Origin of the sequence: Olleya aquimaris (genome assembly GCF_003259525.1) — a bacterium.
Classification (GTDB): Bacteria; Bacteroidota; Bacteroidia; order Flavobacteriales; family Flavobacteriaceae; genus Olleya; species Olleya aquimaris.
In genome coordinates this window covers 322,182-346,262 of sequence record NZ_QLLO01000002.1, presented here as the reverse complement: position 1 = coordinate 346,262, position 24,081 = coordinate 322,182, and the positions used below count along the sequence as shown (strand labels likewise).

At 31.8% G+C, this 24,081-nt stretch carries 31 protein-coding genes; 26 read left to right on the top strand and 5 right to left on the bottom strand.

Features of this window, described 5'->3' with window-relative positions:
• Nucleotides 1-22 precede the first annotated feature (22 nt).
• Genes LY08_RS04325 through dapF form a run of 4 tightly spaced genes read right to left on the bottom strand, consistent with a single transcriptional unit; the run spans nucleotide 23 to nucleotide 3,272 of the window.
• The gene (locus tag LY08_RS04325; protein ID WP_245907548.1) at nucleotides 23-928 is read right to left on the bottom strand and encodes a DUF2279 domain-containing protein; all 906 of its coding nucleotides are present in this window, start codon (nucleotides 926-928) and stop codon (nucleotides 23-25) included.
• Between the two features lie 4 nt (nucleotides 929-932).
• Nucleotides 933-1,976, bottom strand: coding sequence for an endolytic transglycosylase MltG (mltG, locus tag LY08_RS04320; protein WP_111659206.1), 1,044 nt, complete (start codon nucleotides 1,974-1,976; stop codon nucleotides 933-935).
• On the bottom strand, nucleotides 1,966-2,499 hold the full coding sequence (locus LY08_RS04315; RefSeq protein WP_111659205.1) for a GNAT family N-acetyltransferase: 534 nt from the start codon (nucleotides 2,497-2,499) through the stop codon (nucleotides 1,966-1,968). The genes mltG and LY08_RS04315 overlap by 11 nt, the downstream gene beginning before the upstream one ends.
• Nucleotides 2,493-3,272, bottom strand: coding sequence for a diaminopimelate epimerase (gene dapF, locus LY08_RS04310; RefSeq protein WP_111659204.1), 780 nt, complete (start codon nucleotides 3,270-3,272; stop codon nucleotides 2,493-2,495). Before dapF ends, LY08_RS04315 begins: the two co-directional genes overlap by 7 nt.
• A gap of 127 nt (nucleotides 3,273-3,399) precedes the next feature.
• Here dapF and LY08_RS04305 point away from each other — a divergent pair, with 127 nt between their 5' ends.
• The 6 genes from LY08_RS04305 to LY08_RS04280 all read left to right on the top strand — a co-directional run bounded on the left by LY08_RS04305 (nucleotide 3,400) and on the right by LY08_RS04280 (nucleotide 9,048).
• Complete coding sequence (locus LY08_RS04305; protein ID WP_111659203.1) at nucleotides 3,400-4,812, top strand: S1C family serine protease; 1,413 nt, start codon at nucleotides 3,400-3,402, stop codon at nucleotides 4,810-4,812.
• Between the two features lie 153 nt (nucleotides 4,813-4,965).
• A complete protein-coding gene (locus LY08_RS04300) occupies nucleotides 4,966-6,414 on the top strand; it encodes a glyceraldehyde-3-phosphate dehydrogenase (RefSeq protein ID WP_111659202.1) in 1,449 nt (482 codons plus the stop codon).
• A gap of 103 nt (nucleotides 6,415-6,517) precedes the next feature.
• Nucleotides 6,518-7,039, top strand: a complete 522-nt coding sequence (locus tag LY08_RS04295; RefSeq protein ID WP_111659201.1) for a hypothetical protein — start codon at nucleotides 6,518-6,520, stop codon at nucleotides 7,037-7,039.
• Between the two features lie 4 nt (nucleotides 7,040-7,043).
• A complete protein-coding gene (locus tag LY08_RS04290) occupies nucleotides 7,044-7,796 on the top strand; it encodes an LVIVD repeat-containing protein (RefSeq protein WP_245907547.1) in 753 nt (250 codons plus the stop codon).
• Nucleotides 7,797-7,917: 121 nt separating this feature from the next.
• The gene (locus LY08_RS04285; protein ID WP_111659200.1) at nucleotides 7,918-8,544 is read left to right on the top strand and encodes a tRNA (guanine-N1)-methyltransferase; all 627 of its coding nucleotides are present in this window, start codon (nucleotides 7,918-7,920) and stop codon (nucleotides 8,542-8,544) included.
• Between the two features lie 66 nt (nucleotides 8,545-8,610).
• The gene (locus LY08_RS04280; RefSeq protein WP_111659199.1) at nucleotides 8,611-9,048 is read left to right on the top strand and encodes a GNAT family N-acetyltransferase; all 438 of its coding nucleotides are present in this window, start codon (nucleotides 8,611-8,613) and stop codon (nucleotides 9,046-9,048) included.
• Between the two features lie 77 nt (nucleotides 9,049-9,125).
• On the opposite strand, the gene LY08_RS04275 is transcribed toward LY08_RS04280, so the two are convergent.
• Nucleotides 9,126-9,974, bottom strand: coding sequence for a DUF2911 domain-containing protein (locus LY08_RS04275; protein WP_111659198.1), 849 nt, complete (start codon nucleotides 9,972-9,974; stop codon nucleotides 9,126-9,128).
• Nucleotides 9,975-10,131: 157 nt separating this feature from the next.
• Between LY08_RS04275 and LY08_RS04270 the strand changes: the two genes are divergently transcribed.
• The 20 genes from LY08_RS04270 (at nucleotide 10,132) to LY08_RS04175 (ending at nucleotide 24,008) form a co-directional block, all read left to right on the top strand.
• The gene (locus LY08_RS04270) at nucleotides 10,132-10,461 is read left to right on the top strand and encodes an ArsR/SmtB family transcription factor (protein ID WP_111659197.1); all 330 of its coding nucleotides are present in this window, start codon (nucleotides 10,132-10,134) and stop codon (nucleotides 10,459-10,461) included.
• Nucleotides 10,462-10,492: 31 nt separating this feature from the next.
• A complete protein-coding gene (locus LY08_RS04265) occupies nucleotides 10,493-10,963 on the top strand; it encodes a DUF6428 family protein (protein ID WP_111659196.1) in 471 nt (156 codons plus the stop codon).
• Between the two features lies 1 nt (nucleotide 10,964).
• Nucleotides 10,965-11,453 carry a GNAT family N-acetyltransferase gene (locus LY08_RS04260; RefSeq protein WP_111659334.1) on the top strand — a complete coding sequence of 163 codons (489 nt, stop codon included), beginning with the start codon at nucleotides 10,965-10,967 and terminating at the stop codon, nucleotides 11,451-11,453.
• 14 nt (nucleotides 11,454-11,467) lie between these two features.
• On the top strand, nucleotides 11,468-12,082 hold the full coding sequence (locus LY08_RS04255; RefSeq protein ID WP_111659195.1) for a low molecular weight phosphatase family protein: 615 nt from the start codon (nucleotides 11,468-11,470) through the stop codon (nucleotides 12,080-12,082).
• Nucleotides 12,083-12,751 carry an MIP/aquaporin family protein gene (locus LY08_RS04250; RefSeq protein ID WP_111659194.1) on the top strand — a complete coding sequence of 223 codons (669 nt, stop codon included), beginning with the start codon at nucleotides 12,083-12,085 and terminating at the stop codon, nucleotides 12,749-12,751.
• 66 nt (nucleotides 12,752-12,817) lie between these two features.
• A complete protein-coding gene (locus LY08_RS04245; protein WP_111659193.1) occupies nucleotides 12,818-13,474 on the top strand; it encodes a TetR family transcriptional regulator C-terminal domain-containing protein in 657 nt (218 codons plus the stop codon).
• Nucleotides 13,475-13,490: 16 nt separating this feature from the next.
• On the top strand, nucleotides 13,491-14,801 hold the full coding sequence (locus LY08_RS04240; RefSeq protein WP_111659192.1) for an ABC1 kinase family protein: 1,311 nt from the start codon (nucleotides 13,491-13,493) through the stop codon (nucleotides 14,799-14,801).
• Nucleotides 14,802-15,434 carry a flavin reductase family protein gene (locus LY08_RS04235; protein ID WP_111659191.1) on the top strand — a complete coding sequence of 211 codons (633 nt, stop codon included), beginning with the start codon at nucleotides 14,802-14,804 and terminating at the stop codon, nucleotides 15,432-15,434.
• A gap of 60 nt (nucleotides 15,435-15,494) precedes the next feature.
• Complete coding sequence (locus LY08_RS04230; RefSeq protein WP_111659190.1) at nucleotides 15,495-16,919, top strand: SDR family oxidoreductase; 1,425 nt, start codon at nucleotides 15,495-15,497, stop codon at nucleotides 16,917-16,919.
• 4 nt (nucleotides 16,920-16,923) lie between these two features.
• A complete protein-coding gene (locus LY08_RS04225; RefSeq protein WP_211305917.1) occupies nucleotides 16,924-17,064 on the top strand; it encodes a DUF2256 domain-containing protein in 141 nt (46 codons plus the stop codon).
• Nucleotides 17,034-18,347 carry a DASH family cryptochrome gene (locus LY08_RS04220; RefSeq protein WP_111659188.1) on the top strand — a complete coding sequence of 438 codons (1,314 nt, stop codon included), beginning with the start codon at nucleotides 17,034-17,036 and terminating at the stop codon, nucleotides 18,345-18,347. Before LY08_RS04225 ends, LY08_RS04220 begins: the two co-directional genes overlap by 31 nt.
• A gap of 53 nt (nucleotides 18,348-18,400) precedes the next feature.
• On the top strand, nucleotides 18,401-19,933 hold the full coding sequence (locus LY08_RS04215; RefSeq protein WP_111659187.1) for a cryptochrome/photolyase family protein: 1,533 nt from the start codon (nucleotides 18,401-18,403) through the stop codon (nucleotides 19,931-19,933).
• 190 nt (nucleotides 19,934-20,123) lie between these two features.
• On the top strand, nucleotides 20,124-20,459 hold the full coding sequence (locus LY08_RS04210; protein WP_317046873.1) for a hypothetical protein: 336 nt from the start codon (nucleotides 20,124-20,126) through the stop codon (nucleotides 20,457-20,459).
• Nucleotides 20,460-20,738: a TIGR03643 family protein gene (locus LY08_RS04205; protein WP_111659185.1), complete on the top strand. Its 279-nt coding sequence runs from the start codon at nucleotides 20,460-20,462 to the stop codon at nucleotides 20,736-20,738.
• A 57-nt stretch (nucleotides 20,739-20,795) separates the two neighbouring features.
• Nucleotides 20,796-21,491 (top strand): GTP cyclohydrolase I FolE, encoded by a 696-nt coding sequence (gene folE / locus LY08_RS04200; protein ID WP_111659184.1) that lies wholly within the window; start codon nucleotides 20,796-20,798, stop codon nucleotides 21,489-21,491.
• 4 nt (nucleotides 21,492-21,495) lie between these two features.
• On the top strand, nucleotides 21,496-21,720 hold the full coding sequence (locus LY08_RS04195) for a hypothetical protein (protein ID WP_111659183.1): 225 nt from the start codon (nucleotides 21,496-21,498) through the stop codon (nucleotides 21,718-21,720).
• 101 nt (nucleotides 21,721-21,821) lie between these two features.
• Complete coding sequence (locus LY08_RS04190; RefSeq protein ID WP_111659182.1) at nucleotides 21,822-22,505, top strand: SDR family NAD(P)-dependent oxidoreductase; 684 nt, start codon at nucleotides 21,822-21,824, stop codon at nucleotides 22,503-22,505.
• A gap of 4 nt (nucleotides 22,506-22,509) precedes the next feature.
• The gene (locus LY08_RS04185; RefSeq protein WP_111659181.1) at nucleotides 22,510-23,043 is read left to right on the top strand and encodes a glutathione peroxidase; all 534 of its coding nucleotides are present in this window, start codon (nucleotides 22,510-22,512) and stop codon (nucleotides 23,041-23,043) included.
• Nucleotides 23,043-23,504 (top strand): TspO/MBR family protein, encoded by a 462-nt coding sequence (locus tag LY08_RS04180; RefSeq protein WP_111659180.1) that lies wholly within the window; start codon nucleotides 23,043-23,045, stop codon nucleotides 23,502-23,504. The genes LY08_RS04185 and LY08_RS04180 overlap by 1 nt, the downstream gene beginning before the upstream one ends.
• Nucleotides 23,505-23,540: 36 nt before the next feature.
• Nucleotides 23,541-24,008 carry an SRPBCC family protein gene (locus LY08_RS04175; RefSeq protein WP_111659179.1) on the top strand — a complete coding sequence of 156 codons (468 nt, stop codon included), beginning with the start codon at nucleotides 23,541-23,543 and terminating at the stop codon, nucleotides 24,006-24,008.
• Nucleotides 24,009-24,081 lie beyond the last annotated feature (73 nt).

The window sequence follows — 24,081 nt, the reverse complement described above, 5'->3', positions numbered from 1 at the left end:
AAAATCAATATGTTAACTTGTGTTAAAAGTAGATGAAGTGCCCAATTAGCTTACCATTTCCGTTAATTTCTAATGTAGGAAAAGGTACTTTTATGACATTAATTATATTGAAAAATTGCTTTAAAAAAGTCGATTTAGTTTTAATCTTAGTTAAATCTGCATCCAAACTCAAATAAAATTGCTGACTTCGTTGCTGGTTTGGAAAATGAATAGCTTGAAGATTATCAGTTCCGTATAACAATCCATCCACACCATAACCAACTGCTATGTTTAACCACTTAGGTAAGTTACTATCTTTAAAAAAGGAATGCACATTAGCACTTAACCAATACGTTTGACCATTATAATCTTTAATAACCTCTTCTAAAAACCCTTGTCCCAATTTATTTGGGTTTTGGTTTGCATACGGACTTCTGTTAAAAGAATACTTTAACTGAATCCGTTGCTCCTCCCACAATAGATCTTGCCCTATGTATAGACCAGCTCCAGCTGCATTTGCTGCAAAATCTCCCCAAGAAAAACCCCATTCTTTTGAAAAACCATCTAAAATTTCTACTGCTGTTAAAAAGGAAAATCCTAAGGTAGCGCCATAAACCAACTGGTTTTTTTTACTGACACCACTCCAATCTAATGTTTGAGCTCCAAAGCGACCTAATTGATACGCAGTAAACGTATGACCTAACTTATCCATTTGAAACCACTCCGAATTATCGTTAATAGTATGTAATTTTGAACGTTCAAAATCTGCATACCACAGTTGATCTAAACCAATTAGAGAAATAGAAGCTAAACTGCTTTCTGTAATAATAACTGCGTTTCTTCTTTTTATATTAAGGGTATCACTTGGTGTAAAAAAAGAAGTCGTTTCGGTTTGTGCTACAGTGACAACCGATAAAAAACATACTACAACCGTTATTAATTTCAACAAAAAATTATCTATTTACACCTTGACGATTTATCCAATTAACATATTCTTGTCTATTAGCATTATGCTGGCTCAAGGTTTTTGCAAATTTATGGTAACCAAAGTTTTTAACATTAGCTACAAAATAATAGTAGTCGTGTTGCTCTGCATTTAGCACAGCATCTATTGCAGAGACGTCTGGCATGGTGATTGGTCCAGGTGGGATTCCTGGATATTTGTATGTATTATAGGGCGAATCTATTTCTAAATCTCTATATAACACACGTTTAATGACTTGCTTAAAATCATTCTCTTTAGATTTTTTGGCAAAAATAACAGTTGGGTCTGCTTGTAATGGCATGCCTCTTTTTATTCTATTTAAATACACGCCTGCTACTCGAGGTCGTTCATCGACTTTTGCAGTTTCTTTTTGAACTATTGAAGCTATGGTCATCACCTCGTTAACTGATAAGTTTAACGCTTTACGTTTGGCTTGTCTTGATGTATTCCAAAATCTATAATATTCAGCCAACATTTTATCTCTAAACAGTTCTGCAGATGTGTTCCAGAAAAACTCATAGGTGTTTGGGATATACATATTTAAGACTGTCTCTTTAGTAAACCCCTTGTCTTTTAAAAAAGCTTTATCTGTCATAACATTTAATAATGTTAAGCTATCAGGTTCTATTTGTTGTGCGATTCTACCTGCAAGGTCTTGGATACGTTCTTGGTTATTAAAGCTTAATTTTAAAGGGATGTTTTTACTTCTAATTGAGTTAATAATATCATTATTACTCATGTCTTTTTTAATTGCAAATCGACCAGCTTTTATGTTTGTAGTATACTTTTTACGTTTTGCTAAGGCATCAAAACTATCAATATCTTTAAGTAAAGGTTTTAATTGCTCTCTAACCTCTTGGTATTTAGCATTAGTAGGTACATAAATGTATTCGACTTCAGTATTAAAAGCGGTGTTTTTTTTAAACATTGCTCCATAAACAAAATTAGCAAAGTAAGCAGCTACTACTAGGCCTATAATGGCAATAGCCACTAAAATTTTTTTAATATACATCTGTGTTTATTAATTGAAATAAATATTCGTTTTTATAGTGACCGTTAACAAAGTTCCAGTCTTTTTTTAGTCCTACCTCTTTAAATCCTTGATTTTTAAATAAAGTTAAACTAGCTTCATTTTCTTCAGAAATATTGCAATACAATTGATGCAAATCCAAATGTGTAAAACAATAATTGGTTAGTAATTGTACTGCCTCTTTACCAAATCCTTTTTGTTTGTTTTCTGAGTCTTTTATTAAAATACCAATTCCTGCACGTCTATTTTTAAAATCAAAATCAAAAACATCTATTAAACCAATTGCTTCATCATTAGTATTACAAATTACTAATCGCAGTTGTTTGACTTCAAAAATATCTTTGTGTGCCTGGTCTAGATATTGCTTAATTAAATATTTAGAATATGGCGTTATGGTATTACTAATTTCCCAAATAGTTTCGTCATTTTCAATGTCGTGTATAAATGCTAAATCTTCAGGTTCTAAAGCACGTAAATAAATATGTTTACCTTGTAATGTTAACATGTTATTTCGCCTTTAAAAACTTGAGTTGCAGGTCCTATTAGCATGACATTTTTATAGGTGTCTTCTTCTTTGCTAAAAGCCACTTTTAATTGTCCGCCTTCTACATTTAAATTAATTTCTGAAGCATTAGTTTGTCCTGTTTTGTGCATAGCAATTGCTACTGCTGTAACACCAGTACCACAAGATAGTGTTTCATCTTCTACACCTCTTTCATAAGTCCTAACTGCAAAAGTGTTTTGGTCTATTTGTTTAACAAAATTAACATTAGTTCCTGCTTCTTTATAAGGTTGACCATATCGTATTGTTCTACCTTGATTTTTGACATCAAAAGTCGCCAAATCATCTACTAACTGCACATGATGTGGTGAGCCTGTATCTAAAAACTGATGAGTATCAAAAATTTGAATGGTATCAACCTCTTTCATCTGTAAATGAATTAATCCATTTTCAATTTTAGCATAATGCAATCCGTCTATTGCTTCAAAAGTAGTTTCGTATTTTATAAGCTGCAAAAATTCAGCGAAAGCGACAATACAACGTCCACCATTACCACACATAGTGCTTTCGTTTCCGTCTGCATTAAAATAGACCATTTTAAAATCATGCTCTGGATGGTTTTCTAACAATATCAAGCCATCAGCACCTATGCCAAATTTTCGGTCACATAAAAAAGCAATCAATTTGGTATTATTTTTGTTGAAAATATGTTGTCTGTTATCAACAATAACAAAGTCGTTACCTGTTCCTTGATATTTGTAAAAAGTAAGAGTCATTAATAATGAAAATTGAAAGACAAATATAAGTTTTTTCAGTTGTTAAAACGTCGTTAAAGTTGAAATAGACACTCAATAATTAATTAATTTTAATCGTTAGTCTAATAATCTAAACTAAGTTTTTAATATGAAGAAGATGTTAACTTTGGTTTTAGTTTCGGTATTAGGAGGCGCAATTACTCTAGGAACCTATAAAACCTTTCTTGAAAAAGAAGAACAGCCAATTGCAACTACAACACAACAAGAAAACCCTGTTTTTTTACCAACTAGCTATAATACAAATAAGACCATTCTTGCTGCTGCAGAAGGTATTGACTTTACGACAGCTGCAGATAAAACTTTAGATGCTGTTGTGCATGTAAAAAATATTGCTGTAAATAACGTGCAACCTACCTTGCAAGACCTGTTTTATGGTCGTGTACCACAGCGTAGACAGTTAGGTACTGGAAGTGGCGTTATTATTTCGCCAGATGGTTACATTATTACTAATAACCATGTTATTGAAGATTCTGAGCAGTTAAGTATTACCTTAAACGACAACAGAACACTTGTAGCAGAAATAGTGGGTACAGATCCTAAAACAGATATCGCGTTGTTAAAAGTAGAAACAGAAGACCAGCTACCTTATACTACGTTTGGTGATAGTGATTCTGCTAAAATTGGAGAATGGGTTTTAGCTGTAGGTAATCCGTTTAATTTAACCTCTACGGTTACCGCTGGAATTATAAGTGCTAAATCCAGAGATTTAAGTGGACAAAGTACACAATCTTTTATACAGACTGATGCTGCTGTTAACCCAGGAAATTCTGGAGGTGCCTTAGTAAATACTGCAGGAGAGTTAATAGGTATTAACACTGCAATTACCTCACAAACTGGTTCTTACATTGGCTACTCTTTTGCAGTACCTAGTAACATTGCAAAAAAAGTAGTACAAGATATTATGGAGTTTGGTAACGTACAAAACGGTATTTTGGGTGTTATTGGTGGCTCGCTAAATAGTAATTATGCCGAAAAATTAGGCGTAGCAGAAACCGAAGGGTTTTATGTAGATGATGTCGAAGAAGATACAGGAGCTGCAAAAGCTGGAATTAAAAGCGGAGACATCATTAAAAAAATAGACAATATAACCATCAAGAAATTTAGTGATTTAAGAGGGTTCCTAGACTCTAAAAGACCTAATGATGTTGTTACAGTAACGCTGTTAAGAAATGGTGTAGAGAAAGAATTATCTGTAACCTTACTAAAAAGTAATACGTATGTTTTACCAGTAATTGGTGTTATTAAAAATGCTAAACCAGAAGAATTAAGAAAATACAAAACAAAGCATGGTGTAAAAATCATGAAAGTTAATGGTACTTATGGTAGATACTTGCAAAGTGAAGGTATTGAAGAAGGAAACATAATTACTGCTATTAATAACATAAAAATCGAATCTATTGACGACGTTGATAGAATTTTAAAAACTAGAGACACCTATCAACCTTTAAGTATTGAATTAATTAACTCTAAAGGCGAAACTAATCGTTATGGATTGAGATAATTGTCTAGATATTTTTTATAAAATGATAAAGCACTTAATTTTTAAATTAAGTGCTTTAATTTTTTTGTTCAATTTGTTTTACGAAATCGTTTGAAATCTATACTTTTGCCGAAATTTTCAAATCCAATTTAACAACACACTAAACAAAAAACAATGTCCATTAACGAAACTTACGAAAACGAATTAGCGTTTCAGGCAGACAGACGTAGAGCTACAGTTGAATTTATTAAAATTGTTAGCGATTTATGGTATGATAAATCTATAGAGCTGGTCCTGTTTAGAAACCAATTAATTGACAGAAATGTTTCCGAAATTTTAAATCTACATGAATATGCAGGCGAGTTTGTGCAAAAGCCAATCTCTATTTTTGATTCTGTAGAAATTGCTCAAGCAATTAAAACATTAGACGTACCTCCTGCTAAATTAGATATTGGCAAACTTACTTACGAGTATCATTTAGAAGAAAAAAAGTACAGCAACGCTATGGCTTTTGTAGCTAACAAACTTAAAGGTGCTAGTAATACTAAAGACATTACACCTAAAGATGTTGTACTATATGGTTTTGGACGTATTGGTCGTTTGGTAGCAAGAGAGCTTATGACACGTACAGGAAAAGGTAGTCAGTTGCGCTTACGTGCAATAGTTACTCGTGGTGCAATGGATGCAACAGTTTTAGAAAAGCGTGCTGCATTATTACGTAACGACTCTGTACATGGTGATTTTTCTGGGACTGTAACGACAGATATTAAAAACCAATCGTTAATAATTAATGGTACAACAGTTAAAATAATTAATGCCAATCAACCAGAAGATATAGATTACACAAAGTACGGAATTAATAATGCGTTAATTATTGATAATACTGGTGTATTTAGAGATAAAGAGGCTTTAACACGATTAAAAAAATCGCCAGGAGCAGATAAAGTATTATTAACAGCACCAGGAAAAGGCGTCCCAAATATTGTATATGGTGTTAACCATTTAGAAAACAATCCAGATAAAATAGATATTTTTTCTGCTGCTTCTTGTACAACAAATGCTATTACACCTGTTTTAAAAGCTATGGATGACACTTATGGTGTAAAGTCTGGACATTTAGAAACTATTCATGCATATACTAACGACCAAAATTTAGTAGATAACTTTCATAAAAAATACAGACGTGGACGTGCTGCTGGATTAAATATGGTAATTACAGAAACTGGAGCAGGACAAGCGGTTTCGAAAGCATTACCTAGTTTTGAGGGCAAACTTACTTCTAACGCAATTCGTGTACCAGTACCTAATGGATCGTTAGCTATTTTAAATTTAGAGCTGTCTTCAAAAGCAAGTATAGATAGTATTAATGCAACTCTTAAAAAATATGCTTTAGAAGGTGATTTAGTAGAGCAAATTAAATATGAAATGAGTGACGAACTAGTTTCAAGCGATATTATTGGTAGCTCTGCGCCTTCTATTTATGATAGTAAAGCTACAATAGTAAGAAAAGACGGAAAAAATGCCATCTTATACGTGTGGTATGATAACGAGTATGGTTACAGCCATCAAGTAATAAGATTAGCTAAATATATTGCTAAAGTAAGACGATTTACTTACTATTAATACACATAACTTTAATTTAAAAAGGGCGTTTTTAAAAAAAACGCCCTTTTTTGTACGCAACCTTTTGATAGCTTTTGCATCTTTTAAATAAACACCTTTTTTTATGAAAAAAATAACCAACTATTTTTCTCTTTTTGTTTTACTTTTTGCAAGTTCCTGCTGGTATTCAACTAATAATATTGATGATGACATTTCAGAACCATTTATTCCTACTTACCAATATGAAGCTGTAACAATGTTAAGAACAGAATTTGAAAATTCTACTACGCTTGAAGAGGCTAAACCCATTGAAGAAACTGGTAAAATTTACGTTAAAGACAATTTCTTATTTATTAATCAACCTAATAAAGGGTTTCATGTTTTTAATAATAGTGATCCTTCTAATCCAATAAATATGGCATTTATTAAAGTATTAGGATCTACAGATTTAAGCATAAAAAATAATATCCTATACATTAATAATGCTACAGATTTAATTGCTGTAAAACCAGACTTTTCAACTAATACCATAGAGGTTACTAAACGTGTCATTAATACATTTCCAGAGCTTGTGTCTCCAGACCGTTTTAGCTACCACAACACACAACCTGATGAAGTTATAATAGATTGGATACTAACACAATAAAATCATGAAAAAATATAATTTTTTAATTCTTCCAATAGCTTTAATAATTATTGGATGTTCTTCAAATAACGATTCTGGTTCTTCAGCATCTAGTAATTTTGATAATACCACAGGTCAAGGTGGCTCTTTGGCAAGATTTACAATTTTTAACGATTACCTATATACAGTAGATAATCAAGATTTAAATGTGTTTAATATTAGTAATAATGAACAACCTGTACAAGTAAATGAAGTGTCTATAGGTTTTAATATTGAAACATTATTTAACTACAAAGAATACTTATTTATTGGCTCACAAAACGGAATGTTTATTTACAGTGTAGATAATCCAGAAGAACCACAATTTTTGTCCGAAGCCCAACATTTTACTGCTTGTGATCCTGTAGTTTCTAATTTAACTCATGCATTTGTAACCTTACACACTAATGTAGGTTGTGGTAATAATTTAAATCAATTACAAATTTATGATGTTGCAGATTTAGAAAATCCTGTACTTATATCTACAAGAAATTTAACTAGACCAATTGGATTAGGACTATATAACGATTATTTAATAGTTTGTGATGATGAAGTCAAAATTTTCGACATATCAAATCCCGAAAGTAGTGCTTTTGTACATAGTATAAACAGAGATGCTTTTGATGTTATTATACAAGACAACTTGCTAATTCTAGTAGGCGATAATGGAGTTTACCAATATAGTTTGGACCCTAACAATATTCAAAATACACAAGAATTAAGTATCATAAACATCTAATTTTTAATTGTCATCGTATATATAAAAGCCTCGCAACTGTGAGGCTTTTTGTTATATTAAACCCATAAAGCAAACCTTTTTTTATATTTTCGCAAAGCAAAAGACAACAAACTAAATTACCATGTGTAAAACAAACTATCTATTAGCTACTATTTTCTTTTTTACTATTTCATTTTCAGGAACCGCTCAAACCCAAACTACTGATGACGATAAATTATCTTTAGATTCTGGAACACTAGAAAGTCAATTTGAATATTTAACCAAAAAATCAACCAATTGGAGAGATGAGCGTGGACGATCTTATGAAGTGATTAGAAACGAATGGGTAGCAAAATTAAAGGCAAACACTTTAGACTCTTTAAAAGCCATTAAAAAGGACTTATTGGATACTCAAAATAAGGTTACTGCTCAAAGCACAGAAATAGAACAATTAAAAAGTAGTTTATCTAATACCAAATCTAATTTAGAAGCTACAAACCAAGAAAAAGACAGCATGTCTTTATTTGGGATGCAAATGAGTAAAACCGGATATAATGCATTGTTATGGTCTATTATAGCAGGCTTATTAGCGTTTTTATTGTTTTTTATATTTAAATTTAAAAATAGCCATGCAGTTACTAGAGCTGCTAAACTTAAATTAGAAGAAACTGAAGAAGAGTTTGAAGAACACAGACGCAATGCATTAGAGCGAGAACAGAAAGTAAGACGTCAATTACAAGACGAAATCAATAAAAACCGAAACAGTTAATTCGGTTTAATAAATTATTACAAACTCAATTAAAATCTGTAAATTCAAAACTTACAGATTTTTTTTATGACTATCATTCAAGCCAACCAATCACATTTAGATCAAGTAGCACCATTATTTGATGCTTATCGTGTTTTTTATAAACAACAATCAAATTTAGAGACAGCAAAACAATTTTTAAAACAACGCCTAGAAAAGCAAGACTCTATTATATTAATTGCTTACGCAGAACATGAGCCAGTTGGATTTACCCAGTTGTTTTATAGTTTTTCAAGTGTAAGCATGCAACCCTTGTTTATTTTAAACGATTTGTATGTTAAAAAGAATTATAGGAAACAAGGATTTGGTTTAGCTCTATTAAACGAAGCAAAAACACTTTGTAAAAATCATAATTATAAAGGCTTAGCATTACAAACAGAAACTACTAATCCAGCTCAAAAATTATATGAACGTTTAGGTTGGACACTAGACAAAGACTTACATTACTTTTGGACTAATCAATAAAAAAAAGCACAATCAAAAATTTGATTGCGCTTTTAATTTATAAACTAAAGGCTAATAGCCAAAAGCAAGAAGCCATTTTACATTGCTCCCCATTCTTTTAAAGACTCTTTATTCATTTTAACATAGTCTGCGTTTCCTGCTTTTTCAGCTCCAGCTAAAGACGCTTTAGCAGCTTTAATTGCTCCTTTTTTGTCTCCTGCTTTAGCATGTATTAATGACTGCTGACGTAAATACCAAAATCTTGGACTATCTTTTGTCATCTCTACAGCCATATCAATCCATTTTACTGCTTGATTAATATCTTTTCCTGCAGTTAAATAGTACACAGCAGCACTGTAATAATCTGCAGCTCCTGGACCTGCCATTACTTTATCAATACTTGCAGAAACTTTTTTGTCTGTTGGCACTTCTATTTTAACACCAACATAAGCTTTCTCCCACATTAGACCTAACATAGCAGAATCGTTAGTCATATCATCAAAAGATATTGTAAATGTTTCAATATCCATTGGTAAAGGGTAAACTTCTGCTGTTACTTTAGCAGCTACTTTAGAGTCATCCCAATTTTGAGGTGTTCCCCAGTTTTCTGTATCAGAATAAAATACTACATCCCAACTGGTTTCATTAGGAGTTGTAAATACTGCATAAGATCCAGCTTTTACCTCTTTTCCTCCAATCATAACATCATCACTAAATGTTATAATAGTATTTTTATTGGCTCCTGTTCTCCATAATTTTCCAAAAGGCACTAAATCTCCAAAGATTTTACGTCCTTTCATAGACGGTCTAGAGTATTCTACAGTCATATCTGTAAGACCTACTTTTTGTTCCATTTTTTGAAACGGGCTTGGCGCTGGCGCTTCTACTTGTGCATTAACAGCAAAAGTTACTGCTAGCACCATAATAAGAGTCATTAATTTTTTCATGGTTGTGTTTTTTTGATTATAAATAAAATAATAAGTCTATAAAATTAAGCATATCTGCAAGCTTGTTTGTTAATAAAAACTTAAAATAAGATGAAAATATTTTTTCATTAATAATATTAATCGTAATATTGCGATATACAAATTAATAATATTTTAAATGGGATTAATTAAAACCGAAAAATTTACAGATTCTCAAAACCAGATTGCACTTTTTGCTAAAGCTTTAGGGCATCCTGCTCGTGTAGCTATAATTCAGCATTTATTCAAAATTAATGCTTGTGTATGTGGTGATTTAGTGGAAGAAATAGGATTAGCACAACCCACAATATCTCAACATTTAAAAGAACTTAAAAATCTAGGTCTTATTCAAGGTACCATAGAAGGTACTAGTGTTTGCTATTGTATCCATAAAGACAATTGGAGCGCAATGAAAGACTTACTTAATTCGTTTTTTGATAACGATTTAAACAGCAACTCGTGTTGCTAAACGTACATTATAACTAGTAAAACATAACAATATGACACTTAAAGAAATAAAAAGTATACTTAAAAATTTAGATACCATTTCATTTACACTTCCAGATGGTAGCTTAGTACCTAGTCATTTTCATGTGACAGAAGTTGGTAAATCTTCAAAACATTTTATCGATTGTGGTGGTACCTTAAGACAAGAAAAAAAAGTGAATTTTCAGTTATGGAATGCTAATGATTATGACCATAGACTTCATCCTGAAAAATTAATTAAAATTATAGAATTGTCTGAAGACATCTTAAATTTAGGCGATTTAGACATTGAAGTCGAATATCAAGGGGATTTAACCATTCAAAAATTTGGATTGGAATTTAAAAACAATTCCTTTCATTTAACATCATTGGTAACTGATTGTTTAGCAAAAGATAAATGCGGAATTCCAACTGAAAAACTAAAAGTTAATCTATCAGATATTGGTCAAGAACCTTGTTGTACGCCAGATGGTAACTGTTGTTAACATGAAAACCATAAGCATCAATCAAACTAATTTTCCTGAAGTACAACGTATATATAAAGAAGGAATTGAAACTGGTGTTGCTACTTTTGAAACCCAAATTCCAGATTGGAATTATTGGGATGCAAACCACTTACCTTTTGGAAGAATAGTAGCTTTAAAAGATAATCTATATCTAGGTTGGGCTGCATTAAGCGCAACATCAAAACGAAGTGTGTATTCTGGAGTTGCAGAAGTTAGTATTTATGTATCAACCGCGTTTAGAGGGCAAAATATTGGAGATTTTTTAATGAAAGAATTAATTAAAATTAGCGAACAAAACAATATTTGGTCCTTACAATCCAGTATAATGAGAGCAAATCCAGCAAGTTTAAAACTGCACACTAATAATGGATTTAGGATTATAGGATACAAAGAAAAAATTGGCCAATTACATGGTGTTTGGCTAGACAATATATTATTAGAAAGACGAAGTAAAATTATAGGCATTTAAAAACCATACCATTTATGTTTCAAAATATTAAAGATTATATAGATACCCTTAAAATAGATACTATCTCAAAAGAAAGACAAGCTATTTTACAACCTCTAATCGATTTTATAACAACTAAATCTAATAACAATCAACCTATAAACCTAAACTTAATTTGTACACATAATTCTAGACGAAGTCATTTATCGCAAGTTTGGGCACAGGTTATTGCTCATTATTACTCGGTTAAAAATGTAACCACCTATTCTGGAGGTACAGAAGCTACAGCTATGTTTCCAAAAGTAGGAGAAACATTAATTAAAACAGGATTTAAAATTACAGCTTTGTCCGAAGGAAAAAACCCTGTGTACAGCATAAAATATTCAGATAACTTGCATCCTATAATAGCATTTTCTAAAACATTTGATAATGATTTTAATCCTAAATCAGAGTTTGCAGCTATAATGACTTGTTCAAGTGCAGATCAAGGTTGTCCTTTTATTGCAGGTGCAGAACAACGAATACCTGTAACGTATGAGGACCCAAAAGCATTTGATAATACAGAGTTGCAAGACGAAAAATACTTAGAACGCTCAACTCAAATTGCTACCGAAATGAAATATGTGTTCCAACAGGTAATTACTAAATAAATGAAAAAATATTACGCTGAAGCTATTGGTACATTTGCTATGATATTTTGTGGTTGTGGAGCCATGACCATAAATGAAATTACTAATGGAAGCATCACTCACGTTGGTGTTGCTTCTGTTTGGGGATTGATAGTTATGGCAATGATATATGCGTTTGGAACGACTTCTGGTGCACATTTTAATCCAGCTGTTACTATTGGATTTGCAGTTGCAAAAAAATTTTCTTGGAAAAAAGTCCCTAGCTATTTCTTAGCTCAGTTTTTAGGAGGTGTCATGGCTATAGCTTTGTTAAGTTTTTTATTTCCTGATAGTCAATTTTTAGGAGAAAGCACACCAATGACAGGTTATCCAGATTATAAAGCTGCCATTTTAGAGTTTATTTTAACTTTTATTTTAATGATTGTAATCATTAATATTTCAACGGGTAGTAAAGAAGTAGGTGTTATGGCAGGTATAGCTGTTGGAGGTGTTATTTTACTGGAAGCCATGTTTGCTGGACCAATAACCAAAGCGTCTATGAATCCTGTTAGAACCCTTGCTCCCGCACTTTTTACTGGTCATTTTAATCATGTTTGGTTTTACATTACAGCTCATATTTTAGGTGCTATTTCTGCAATATTTTCTTACAATGTATTTAATTCTTCTAAGCTAAACACAAAGTCTTGTTAAATTTTGTTTAACTTTTATCTATAATAGTTAAACATTAGTATATTTATGTCATTAAATTTTCACATGATGGCAAAAAAGAAAAACATTAACAACCAAGATATTATTTCATTTTACATGGATTATGTTTTGGAGCATAACAATCAACCTAAATCTGTTTATGCTTTTGCAAAACACTATAACTTTGAAGAAAGTAAATTTTATGAGCATTTTGGAAGTTTTGATGCAGTAGAAAAAAACGTGTTTAAAGCTTTTTTTGATAATACTCATCAAGCGTTAGAAGCTAGTGAAGACTATAATTCATTCAATCCAAGAAATAAATTATTAAGTTTTTACTTTACTTTTTTTGAAAATCTAACTGCCAATAGAAGCTATGTGTTGTATGCTTTGCACAATCATAAAAACAGCCTTAAAAGTTTCAAAACCTTATCAGAATTAAAATCAAGCTTTACAAATTATGTACAAAATTTAAACATTGAATTGATTGATGTCAAGCAAGAGCAGTTAGAACGAATTCAAAATAGAGGTCTTAAAGAAACTGCTTGGTTGCAATTGTTACTGACCATTAAATTTTGGATGGACGACACCTCTTCGTCTTTTCAGAAAACTGACATTTTTATTGAAAAATCTGTAAATACCAGTTTTGATGTATTAAATGTTGCGCCTTTAAAAAGCCTAATTGACTTTGGAAAATTCATCTTCAAAGAAAAAATTCAGATGAATTAACTTAACACACAAACTATTGAAAACAATAGATAAAATACCAACTTCAAAAATTGCACGTGCTACAAAATTAGTGTCTACTGGAGCTAAAGTAGGTGTCAATTACCTTAAATACTATGGCGACAAAATCACTAAAACTGAAGCAGAAGCCAAAGCCAAACTTGACGAGAATAATGCAGAAGACATCTATGATGGCTTAAAGCAACTAAAAGGAAGCGCACTTAAAGTGGCTCAAATGCTAAGCATGGAAAAAAGCATTTTACCACAAGCTTATGTTGAGAAATTCTCATTAGCTCAATTCTCGGTTCCACCACTATCTGCGCCTTTAGTTAGTAAAACATTTAAACAATATTTTGGGAAACTACCTAGCCAAATTTACGACTCTTTCAATCTTAATTCTGTAAATGCAGCCAGTATTGGTCAAGTGCATGTAGCAGAAAAGGATGGGAAAAAACTTGCTGTGAAAATTCAATACCCTGGAGTCGCAGAAAGCATTGCTTCAGATTTGGCTATGGTAAAACCCATTGCCATTAAAATGTTTAATATTAAAGGAAAAGATTCTGACAAATATTTTAAAGAAGTAGAACACAAACTAGTTGAAGAAACTAATTATCTACTGGAAATTAAACAAAGTCAAGCTATAGTTGAGGCTTGTAAGCATATTCCTAATCTAAAATTCCCTGAGTATTATGAGGAATTATCCTCAGAACGCATCATTACCATGGATTGGATGGAAGGCGAACATTTGTCTGAATTTACAGCCTACAACACAGATCAAGATAAAGCCAACAAACTAGGTCAAGCCCTTTGGGATTTTTACATGTACCAAATGCACGTGCTTAAAAAAGTACATGCAGATCCACATCCAGGAAACTTTTTAATTTCTAAAGAAGGCGATTTAATAGCTTTAGATTTTGGCTGTATGAAAGAAATACCTAACGACTTTTATGTACCCTATTTTGAATTAGCAAAAAAAGAAGTTATTGATAATCCTAAAGCGTTTACAGAGAAAATGTACGAGCTTGAAATATTACGTAAAGATGATAGCAAAGAAGAATTAGTTTTTTTCTCGGACATGTTTCATGAGTTATTAAGCTTATTTACTAAACCCTTTCATGAAGAATCATTTGATTTTTCAAACCCTGATTTTTTTGATGCTATTTCAGAAATGGGACAACGCTACAGTAAAAGTACAGAACTACGTAAAATGAATGGTAATCGTGGGTCTAAACATTTTATCTATATCAACAGAACATTTTTTGGATTGTATAATTTGATGTTTGATTTAAAAGCAAAAGACGTTAAAATAAATAATTTCATAAATTTATAAATGCCTTATTTCAGCAGAAAAGATATTGACGCATTACAACATCTATATAAGATTAACCTCATAAATAGTTGTTCTGGTTTTAAAAGTGCTAATTTAATCGGCACTAAATCTAAATCTGGTCAAGAAAATGTAGCTGTATTTAGCTCTGTGACACACATTGGTAGCAGTCCTCCTCTACTTGGCTTTTTTTGTAGACCAACATCAGTTATGCGTCATACCTATGAAAACATTAAAGAAACTGGTGTTTACACGTTAAATGCGATCCATTTGGATAATTTTGAAGATGCGCATCATACCTCTGCTAAATATGAAAAGAGTATTTCAGAGTTTGATATGACTAATTTAGTTTCGGAATATAAAAAAGATTGCTTTGCACCATTTGTAAAAGCATCTCCTATGCAATTAGAAATGCAATTTGTGACAGAATATCCTATTAAAGAAAATGATACTATATTAGTCATTGGAGAGATTAAAGGCTTACACATAAACAAAGATATTTTAGAAGATGATGGATTTATCAATTTATCAAAAGCTAAAATTGCTTCAATAAATGGATTGGATGGTTATACAATACCAAACCTAGAAAAACGGTTAGCGTATCAAAGACCGAAGCAAGTTGATAGTGCTCAGTAAGCAGTAAGCAGTAAGCGAAATGAACAAAAATAAATTTCACTTTACACAAAAAATAAAACTATGAGAATACTAGTAACAGGAGCAACAGGCTACATTGGTAAGCGTATTATTCCGTTACTATTAGAGCAAGGTCATACCATAGTTTGTGCTGTACGCGGTAAGTTACGTACTGAAAAAAAGTATTCAGATGAAGAAAATCTTCATGTTATTGAAGCCGATTTTTTAAAGCCTGAAACACTTAAAAATATTCCTAAAGACATTGATGCTGCTTACTATTTGATACACTCCATGTCAAACTCGGTAGATCAATTCCATAAAATGGAAGAAGATTGTGCTATCAATTTTAAAAATTATATCGAAACTACAGACGTTAAGCAAGTTATTTACCTTAGCGGAATTACTAACGATACCAAATTATCCAAACACTTATTATCCAGAAAAAACGTTGAAGAAACTTTAAAATCAGATCAGTATGCCTTAACTGTTTTTAAAGCAGGAATCATTGTAGGATCTGGTAGTGCAAGTTTTGAAATTATAAGAGATTTAGTCGAAAAACTACCTGTTATGATTGCTCCAAAATGGTTAAATACTAAAACGCAACCCATTGGTGTGCGAGATGTATTAGCTTTTTTAACCAAGGGATTAGGTAAGACAGAATTATACAATACCTCTCATGATATTTTTGGTCCAGAAGTACTTACCTACAAGCAAATGTTACTACAATTTGCAGAAGTAAGGAAGTTAAAACGCTACATTTTGACAGTACCAGTAATGACACCAAAATTATCAAGCTATTGGTTATATTTTGTGACTTCGACCTCATACAAATTAGCTTCATCCTTAGTAAATAGTATGGGAATTGAAATTATTGGTCAAAAAAGTAACATTAACTCACTTTTAGAAATCAATCCCATGTCTTACAAAGAAGCGGTAAAATTTGCTTTTGTAAAAATTGAAGGTAACGAGATTATTTCAAGCTGGAAAGACGCCTTTATTAACAGTCGCTATAAAAAACAAGCCTCAACAAAATACTTAAAAGTGCCCAAATATGGTTGCTTTAAAGATATTAAAGAACGTCATGTTTTAGACGAACAACGCACTCTTGATAAAATTTGGGCTATTGGAGGCGAAAACGGTTGGTATTATGGCACTACCTTATGGAAAATTAGAGGCTTTTTAGATAAATTGGTTGGTGGTATTGGATTACGACGTGGACGAACCAATAAAACAGATATTCAAACAGGAGATGCTTTAGATTTTTGGCGTGTGTTGTTAGCAGATAAGGATGAAAAACGACTGATACTTTTTGCAGAAATGAAACTACCTGGAGAAGCTTGGTTAGAATTTCAAGTTGCTAAAGGAAAAGTATATCAACGCGCAACCTTTAGACCGCGTGGACTTTGGGGAAGATTATATTGGTACAGTGTGTTACCATTTCATGGTTTAATTTTTAATGGGATGATTAAAAAACTGGCTAATGCCTAAGTCTATTAAAAAACAACATCTACCCACTAAAACCTGTAACACTTGTGGTTTATCATTTACTTGGCGCAAAAAATGGGAAAAGAATTGGGAGGACGTAAAATATTGTAGCGAAAAATGCAGACGAAACAAAACAAAAATAGCTTAATCTGGTTCCGAAACGACTTACGTACCCATGATAATGCATCCATCACAAATTCTATATTAAACAGTCAACACGTGGTTGCAATCTATTGTTTTGACCCAAGACAATTTGAAACAACTCCTTTTGGTTTTAAAAAGACTGAAAAATTCAGAGCTCAATTTTTAATCGAAACCATTACAGATTTAAAAACACAATTAGCCAAACTAAACATTCAACTTTTCACCTATTTTGATTATACTGAAACTTGTATCTCAAAATTAAATGACACCTTTAATTTTGATGCGATTTATTTACAAAAAGAATGGACACAAGAGGAAGTAGATATTACAACTAAAGTCAAAAAGATATTCCCAGAAACCATTCAAATACATGACACTTACAATCAGTTTTTATATCATCCAAAAGATATCAATATTGATGTTGAAAATATTCCGCAAGTCTTTACTAACTTTAGAAAAAAGGTTGAAAAATACAGCAAAGTAAGACCTGAAACTGAAACTATTTCAGAAGAAAAAGACAACTTTAATATCAAAAATAATACACAAATTCCTTCCTTAAAAGACTTAGGTTTTTGTGAGTTTGATACACATGCAAATTCAGCTTTCCCTTTTAAAGGCGGAGAAACTGAAGCCTTAAAACGCTTAAATCATTATTTTTTTGAAACCAAAAAATTAAGTGTTTACAAAAAAACACGTAACGGTTTAATTGGTATAGACTTTAGTAGCAAATTTTCAACGTGGTTAGCTAATGGAAGTCTTTCTGCAAAACGTATTTATTGGGAAGTCAAACATTTTGAAAAAGAACACGTTAAAAACGACTCGACCTATTGGCTCATTTTTGAGCTTATTTGGCGCGACTACTTCAAGTATGTTTCGATGAAACATGGAAATCAAATTTTTAAATTAGAAGGAATTTTAAATAAAGAGTATGACTGGAGTACCAATAAAAATAAAATCGACAACTGGATAAATGGTACTACTGGTGAGCCTTTTGTAGATGCCAATATGATAGAATTAAAAAAAACAGGTTGGATGAGTAATAGAGGACGACAAAACGTAGCCAGCTATTTTGCAAAAGAACTAGAGTTAGATTGGCGCATTGGAGCAAGTTATTTTGAAAGTCTTTTAATCGATTACGATGTACATAGCAACTATGGTAATTGGCTATATGTAGCTGGAGTTGGCAACGATCCAAGAGACCGAAAATTTAACGTCAAACTTCAAGCTGAGCGTTATGATGCAAAAGGAAATTACCAACGCTTATGGCTTCAAAACACCTTATTCTAATCAAACTTTGTCAGTCTGAGCGCAGTCGAAGACAACACTAATCTAAAAAACCATTGAAAACACTAAGACTCATATTAGGAGACCAACTAAACAGCAAACACAGTTGGTATAAAAACAATCAAGATAATTACGTGTATTGTCTATTTGAAATGCGTCAAGAAACCGACTATGTCACACATCACATCCAAAAAATCATTGGCTTTTTTGCTGCGATGCGCGATTTTGCGCAACACCTAGAAAAGCAAGAATGTAAAGTTGTTTATTATAAGTTAGACGATAATAAAAACACGCAAAATCTAACAGAAAACTTAAGTTTATTAATTAAAGAACACAACATTCAAAAATTTGAATACCAATTACCAGACGAGTATCGATTAGACCAGCAACTATCAACTTTTTGTAAAGATTTAGATATTGAAACCGATGTCTATTCAACAGAACATTTCTATACCAAACGACAAGATTTAGCAACATTCTTCAAGGGGAAAAAACAATTTTTAATGGAGAATTTTTATCGTGACATGCGAAAAAAACACGACATTTTAATGGTAGCTGGACAACCCGAAGGAGGCAAATGGAATTACGATAAAAGCAACCGTAACAAATGGAAAGGCGAGCACGACATACCAACTTATAAATACTATAAAAACGATGTTGAAGATATTGTTAAGATGTTGGAAACAGAAGATATCAAAACCATTGGTAAGTTTGACACTAAAACCTTTAGTTATCCTATAAATAGGACTCAAGCGCTTGACCAACTTAAGTATTTTTGTGAAGAGCTTCTCATACATTTTGGAGATTATCAAGATGCCATGCATACTGACCAAGTGTATTTATTTCACTCTAGGTTATCTTTTGCTTTAAATCTAAAAATTGTTTCACCCAAAAACGTAGTCGATACTGTTTTAAATTATTGGCGTAAACATGGTGAAGACATAAATATTTCTCAAGTCGAAGGTTTTATAAGACAAATATTGGGTTGGCGTGAGTATATGCGTGGTATGTATTGGGCGTTGATGCCAGAATACAAATCATTAAATCATCTAGAAAACACCAATAAGTTACCAGAATTTTTCTGGACCGGAAACACCAAAATGAATTGCCTAAAACAAGCTATTACTAATAGTTTAGATAATGGTTATGCACACCATATCCAACGGTTGATGGTAACTGGTAATTTTGCCTTATTAGCACAAATTAACCCAGATGATGTAGATGCTTGGTATTTGGGTATTTATGTTGATGCGATCGAGTGGGTACAACTACCTAATACACGAGGAATGAGCCAGTTTGCAGATGGTGGTAAAATAGCCACCAAGCCCTATGTGTCTAGCGGAAGCTACATTAGTAAAATGAGTAACTATTGTGATAATTGCTATTATAACAAAAAAGATAAATTAGGTGAAAAAGCATGCCCATTTAATAGTTTGTATTGGAACTTTTTAGATGACAAACGACCACAACTAAGCAATAATTTTAGAATGGGAATGATGTATAGCTTGTTGGATAAAATGGATAATGAACAACTTAAAAGCATAAAAGACAGAGCTCAACAAATTATTAAAAATCCAGATAATTTCTAATATTCTATATGTAAAGCAATTTATAAATGTTAAATTTTGTTTAAGATTAATTATAAAAGGTTAAACATTTTGTACATTTGAGTAAATACAAATAACATTGCTTTTAAATACAACACATACAAGTAAGGAAAATAAAAATCTTATCACCGATTTGGTAGGTAAACCTTTTAGCTTTTTACAAAGTGTAAGAATGAAAGGAGTTGGATCTAAAAGAATGATAATTGATGAAGTAAGTCCAAATATGGCATCAATTTTGAACACAATAGATGATATTAATTATGGTAATATAGAGTTACGACCAAGAGGGATCATCATTCATATCATTAAAGGCTTAAAAAACTTTGCTTGGGTTATTCCGTATTATCAATTAGTCATTTATAAAGTTAATGGAACTAGTATTCATTCAAACGGAAAATTTATTCATTTTAGAAACAATAAAACGTTCAAAGAGAATAAAAGTTTTTTTGATAAGCTATTAAACGAAAAAGTAAAATATGACGAACAGTTTAATTTTTCACCACTATAAATGACAACAAATTTTACAATTGAAGAATTAGACCGCATTATTGAAATGGCTTGGGAAGATCGCACTCCATTTGATGCTATAACATTTCAATTTGGTATTAAAGAGCAAGAAGTTATACAACTCATGCGACGCGAAATGAAACCCAGTAGTTTTAGGTTATGGAGAGCAAGAATACAAGGAAGAAGTACTAAACACAGTAAAAAAAGACCATTTGAAGAAGGACGCTTTAAGTGTACTAGGCAAAAACAAATTACACACAATAAGATATCTAAACGTTAGATAAAAAAACACTGCTTTGATTTAGTATCACTAAATACAGCAATTAAAAAAGAATATATGAACAAGAGACAACCATTAGTAAAAACAAACGGTCACAATTTAAACGGATTTGATGTAGAAGAGATTGGAGATGACCACCTCTATACTGGTTTAGAAACGCCTATGAGAGCAGATGCTTTCAAGCTTTCTGATATTGAAAAAAAAGAAAGAATTGCTATTTTATTTGAAGAAATTATGCAAGTAATGGGATTGGATTTAACAGATGATTCTCTTAAAGGAACTCCAAATAGAGTAGCTAAAATGTATATTGATGAAATATTTTCTGGATTAAACCCTCAAAATAAGCCAAAAATTGCGTTATTTGACAACAAATACCAATACAATCAAATGTTGGTGGAGAAAAACATTACTTTCTACTCCAACTGTGAGCATCACTTTGTGCCCATTATAGGTAAAGCTCACGTAGCCTATATTTCTTCTGGAAAAGTTATAGGTTTATCAAAATTAAACAGAATTGTACAGTATTATGCTAAACGTCCTCAGGTACAAGAGCGCTTAACAAATCAAATTGCAGAAGACCTAAAAGCAACTTTACAAACAGACGATGTTGCGGTAATTATTGATGCTAAGCACTTATGTGTATCGTCACGAGGCATTAAAGACGAATCTTCTGCAACAGTGACAACCTTCTATGGTGGACAATTTAATACACCACAGAAAATAGCCGAATTACAGAATTATTTAAAAGAGTAAGATTATGAGTATTGTAGAAAAAGCATTAGAGTTTGCAGACAGAAAACACAAATTTGTAACCACTAGCGACAGGATTATAGCTGCAAGAGAAGTAAAAGATTTAATCTTAGGAGTTAATGAACTTTATAAAGAAAATAAAGATAAAGAATTAATGGACCTAATGAAACGCCTAACGGTAATCAAGCAAAAAATTGAAAAGCGTCTAAAAGGTAGACCATCTGCAGCATAAACAAAAAAAGAAAAATTACATAAACACTTATAAAAAGTGGTACTATTTGGCGCATAAAACTGTGTAGTACCGCTTTTTTTATACCTAAAAACCAAAAAAAAATGAAACATTTAGTTATTGTTGGAGGTAGTAAAGGTATCGGTAAAGCCATTACGGAAACCTTTCTAAACACACACAAAGTTACCAATATTAGTCGTTCTGCTCCTGAGATGTCTCATGAAAATTTAACTCACCATTCTTGTGATGTTTTAACCGAAGATTTACCAGATATAGAACACATAGATACTTTAATTTATTGTCCAGGAAGTATTAATTTAAAACCTATTGGACGTTTAAAATTAGACGATTTTAGAGATGATTTTGAAATTAATGTACTTGGCGCAGTAAAAGCAATACAAAAATATATAGATCCGCTTAAAAAAGGTCAAAACCCGTCTATTGTATTATTTAGTACAGTTGCTTCTAAATTAGGAATGCCTTTTCATGCAAGTGTTGCTGCTTCTAAAAGCGCTGTTGAAGGTTTAGTTAAATCTGTTGGAGCCGAATTAGCACCAACCGTTAGGATAAACGCTATAGCACCAACTGTGACAGATACAGAATTGGCTTCAAAGCTACTTCGTAATGAGAAGATGGTTGAAAATATGACTGAACGTCATCCCCTTAAAAAGTTTTTAAATCCGCAGGAAGTCGCAGATATGGCAGCATTTTTAACATCCACTAAAGCTGCTTCTATTTCAGGACAAATTTTTGAAATGGATTGCGGAATTGTAAGTTTTAAAATATAAGATTATGAACCCATTTAAAGCATTTGCTGCTACCCTATTGTCAAAATCAGATATTGATACCATCAAACCTACTTCTATTTTTGATATCAAAATCAATAGTTTACAAGGCAAACCTATAGACTTAAATAGCTTTAAAGGCAAACATATATTGTTTGTAAATGTCGCTTCAAAATGTGGTTTTACACCACAATACAAAGACTTACAACAACTACAAGAAGCGTATAAAGACAAACTTCAGATCATTGGTGTACCTTGTAATCAATTCGGAAATCAAGAACCAGGAGATGCCAATGCTATAGAAGAATTTTGTCAAGTTAATTATGGTGTATCGTTTTTAATTACTCAAAAAATAGATGTAAAAGGCAATAAGCAGCATCCTCTATATACATGGTTAACCCAGAAGCAAAAAAACGGAGTCAGCAATTCAAAAGTTAAATGGAATTTTCAAAAATATTTAGTTGGACCAGAAGGTCAATTGATAGATTATTTCTACTCAATGACTAATCCAAACAGTTTAAAAATCACAAAATATTTATAATGAAATTATTAAAACCTCTATTACTTTTTTTAGTCATTAATTTTGGTGGATTGGCATTTGGAAGCTGGCTTATGGACAATGGACCACAATCTAATTGGTACACAAACCTAAATCAAGCACCATGGACACCTCCAGGTTGGGTCTTTGGTGTGGCTTGGACAACCATAATGATATGTTTTTCAGTTTATTTAGTTTATTTATTTCAAAAAGCAGATTCCGTAAAACTTAGATTAGCTTTTACTTTTCAAGTGTTTTTAAATGTCATTTGGAATTATGTGTTTTTCAATCAGCATCAAATAGCTTTAGGTTTGGTAGTCATATCTGCTTTAACCGTTGTTATTTTTACTTTTTTCTTCAGTAATTTAAAAGTCATAAAAAATGTAAGCTATCTGCTACTTCCATACATGGTGTGGCTTTTAATAGCTACTTCACTTAATGCCTATATTCTATTTAATAATTAGAAATTTTTCACTTAAGCGGAAATTAAAAAATGAATTATGAAAATTTACAGATTACATAAAAAACAAAACTTACCAATAACCAAAGCAGAAGCTTGGAAGTTTTTATCAGACCCAAAAAATCTTAAAACTATCACACCAGATTATATGGGTTTTAATATTCTATCTGGTGCAGACAGACCAATGTTTGCTGGGCAAATCATACAATACATTGTTACACCTGTGTTAGGTATAAAAACCAAATGGGTTACAGAAATTACACATACCAAAGAAGGCGAATATTTTGTAGACGAGCAACGTTTTGGACCATATGCCTTATGGCATCATAAGCATTTTATTAAAGACATTGAAGGTGGTGTAGAGATGGAGGATATTATAGACTATAAAATTCCTTTGGGTATTTTAGGGCAATTGGTACATCCTATTCTGGTAAAACCTAAATTAGAAGAAATCTTTAATTACAGAACTAAAAAGCTTGAAGAACTGTTTGGTAAATATGAAAAATAACTCTTGTCTATTCAAGCGTAGTCTAGAACTTTATAACTTATTATCAAATAAAACTTTATTAACTTTAATACTT

What these genes read in the sequence shown, in the direction of transcription:
- mltG (WP_111659206.1), bottom strand. Translation starts at nt 1,976, where the DNA reads ATGTATATTAAAAAAATTTTAGTGGCTATTGCCATTATAGGCCTAGTA.
- LY08_RS04315 (WP_111659205.1), bottom strand. Translation starts at nt 2,499, where the DNA reads ATGTTAACATTACAAGGTAAACATATTTATTTACGTGCTTTAGAACCT.
- dapF (WP_111659204.1), bottom strand. Translation starts at nt 3,272, where the DNA reads ATGACTCTTACTTTTTACAAATATCAAGGAACAGGTAACGACTTTGTT.
- LY08_RS04305 (WP_111659203.1), top strand. Translation starts at nt 3,400, where the DNA reads ATGAAGAAGATGTTAACTTTGGTTTTAGTTTCGGTATTAGGAGGCGCA.
- LY08_RS04300 (WP_111659202.1), top strand. Translation starts at nt 4,966, where the DNA reads ATGTCCATTAACGAAACTTACGAAAACGAATTAGCGTTTCAGGCAGAC.
- LY08_RS04295 (WP_111659201.1), top strand. Translation starts at nt 6,518, where the DNA reads ATGAAAAAAATAACCAACTATTTTTCTCTTTTTGTTTTACTTTTTGCA.
- LY08_RS04290 (WP_245907547.1), top strand. Translation starts at nt 7,044, where the DNA reads ATGAAAAAATATAATTTTTTAATTCTTCCAATAGCTTTAATAATTATT.
- LY08_RS04285 (WP_111659200.1), top strand. Translation starts at nt 7,918, where the DNA reads ATGTGTAAAACAAACTATCTATTAGCTACTATTTTCTTTTTTACTATT.
- LY08_RS04280 (WP_111659199.1), top strand. Translation starts at nt 8,611, where the DNA reads ATGACTATCATTCAAGCCAACCAATCACATTTAGATCAAGTAGCACCA.
- LY08_RS04275 (WP_111659198.1), bottom strand. Translation starts at nt 9,974, where the DNA reads ATGAAAAAATTAATGACTCTTATTATGGTGCTAGCAGTAACTTTTGCT.
- LY08_RS04270 (WP_111659197.1), top strand. Translation starts at nt 10,132, where the DNA reads ATGGGATTAATTAAAACCGAAAAATTTACAGATTCTCAAAACCAGATT.
- LY08_RS04265 (WP_111659196.1), top strand. Translation starts at nt 10,493, where the DNA reads ATGACACTTAAAGAAATAAAAAGTATACTTAAAAATTTAGATACCATT.
- LY08_RS04260 (WP_111659334.1), top strand. Translation starts at nt 10,965, where the DNA reads ATGAAAACCATAAGCATCAATCAAACTAATTTTCCTGAAGTACAACGT.
- LY08_RS04255 (WP_111659195.1), top strand. Translation starts at nt 11,468, where the DNA reads ATGTTTCAAAATATTAAAGATTATATAGATACCCTTAAAATAGATACT.
- LY08_RS04250 (WP_111659194.1), top strand. Translation starts at nt 12,083, where the DNA reads ATGAAAAAATATTACGCTGAAGCTATTGGTACATTTGCTATGATATTT.
- LY08_RS04245 (WP_111659193.1), top strand. Translation starts at nt 12,818, where the DNA reads ATGGCAAAAAAGAAAAACATTAACAACCAAGATATTATTTCATTTTAC.
- LY08_RS04235 (WP_111659191.1), top strand. Translation starts at nt 14,802, where the DNA reads ATGCCTTATTTCAGCAGAAAAGATATTGACGCATTACAACATCTATAT.
- LY08_RS04230 (WP_111659190.1), top strand. Translation starts at nt 15,495, where the DNA reads ATGAGAATACTAGTAACAGGAGCAACAGGCTACATTGGTAAGCGTATT.
- LY08_RS04220 (WP_111659188.1), top strand. Translation starts at nt 17,034, where the DNA reads ATGCAGACGAAACAAAACAAAAATAGCTTAATCTGGTTCCGAAACGAC.
- LY08_RS04210 (WP_317046873.1), top strand. Translation starts at nt 20,124, where the DNA reads ATGAAAGGAGTTGGATCTAAAAGAATGATAATTGATGAAGTAAGTCCA.
- LY08_RS04205 (WP_111659185.1), top strand. Translation starts at nt 20,460, where the DNA reads ATGACAACAAATTTTACAATTGAAGAATTAGACCGCATTATTGAAATG.
- folE (WP_111659184.1), top strand. Translation starts at nt 20,796, where the DNA reads ATGAACAAGAGACAACCATTAGTAAAAACAAACGGTCACAATTTAAAC.
- LY08_RS04195 (WP_111659183.1), top strand. Translation starts at nt 21,496, where the DNA reads ATGAGTATTGTAGAAAAAGCATTAGAGTTTGCAGACAGAAAACACAAA.
- LY08_RS04190 (WP_111659182.1), top strand. Translation starts at nt 21,822, where the DNA reads ATGAAACATTTAGTTATTGTTGGAGGTAGTAAAGGTATCGGTAAAGCC.
- LY08_RS04185 (WP_111659181.1), top strand. Translation starts at nt 22,510, where the DNA reads ATGAACCCATTTAAAGCATTTGCTGCTACCCTATTGTCAAAATCAGAT.
- LY08_RS04180 (WP_111659180.1), top strand. Translation starts at nt 23,043, where the DNA reads ATGAAATTATTAAAACCTCTATTACTTTTTTTAGTCATTAATTTTGGT.
- LY08_RS04175 (WP_111659179.1), top strand. Translation starts at nt 23,541, where the DNA reads ATGAAAATTTACAGATTACATAAAAAACAAAACTTACCAATAACCAAA.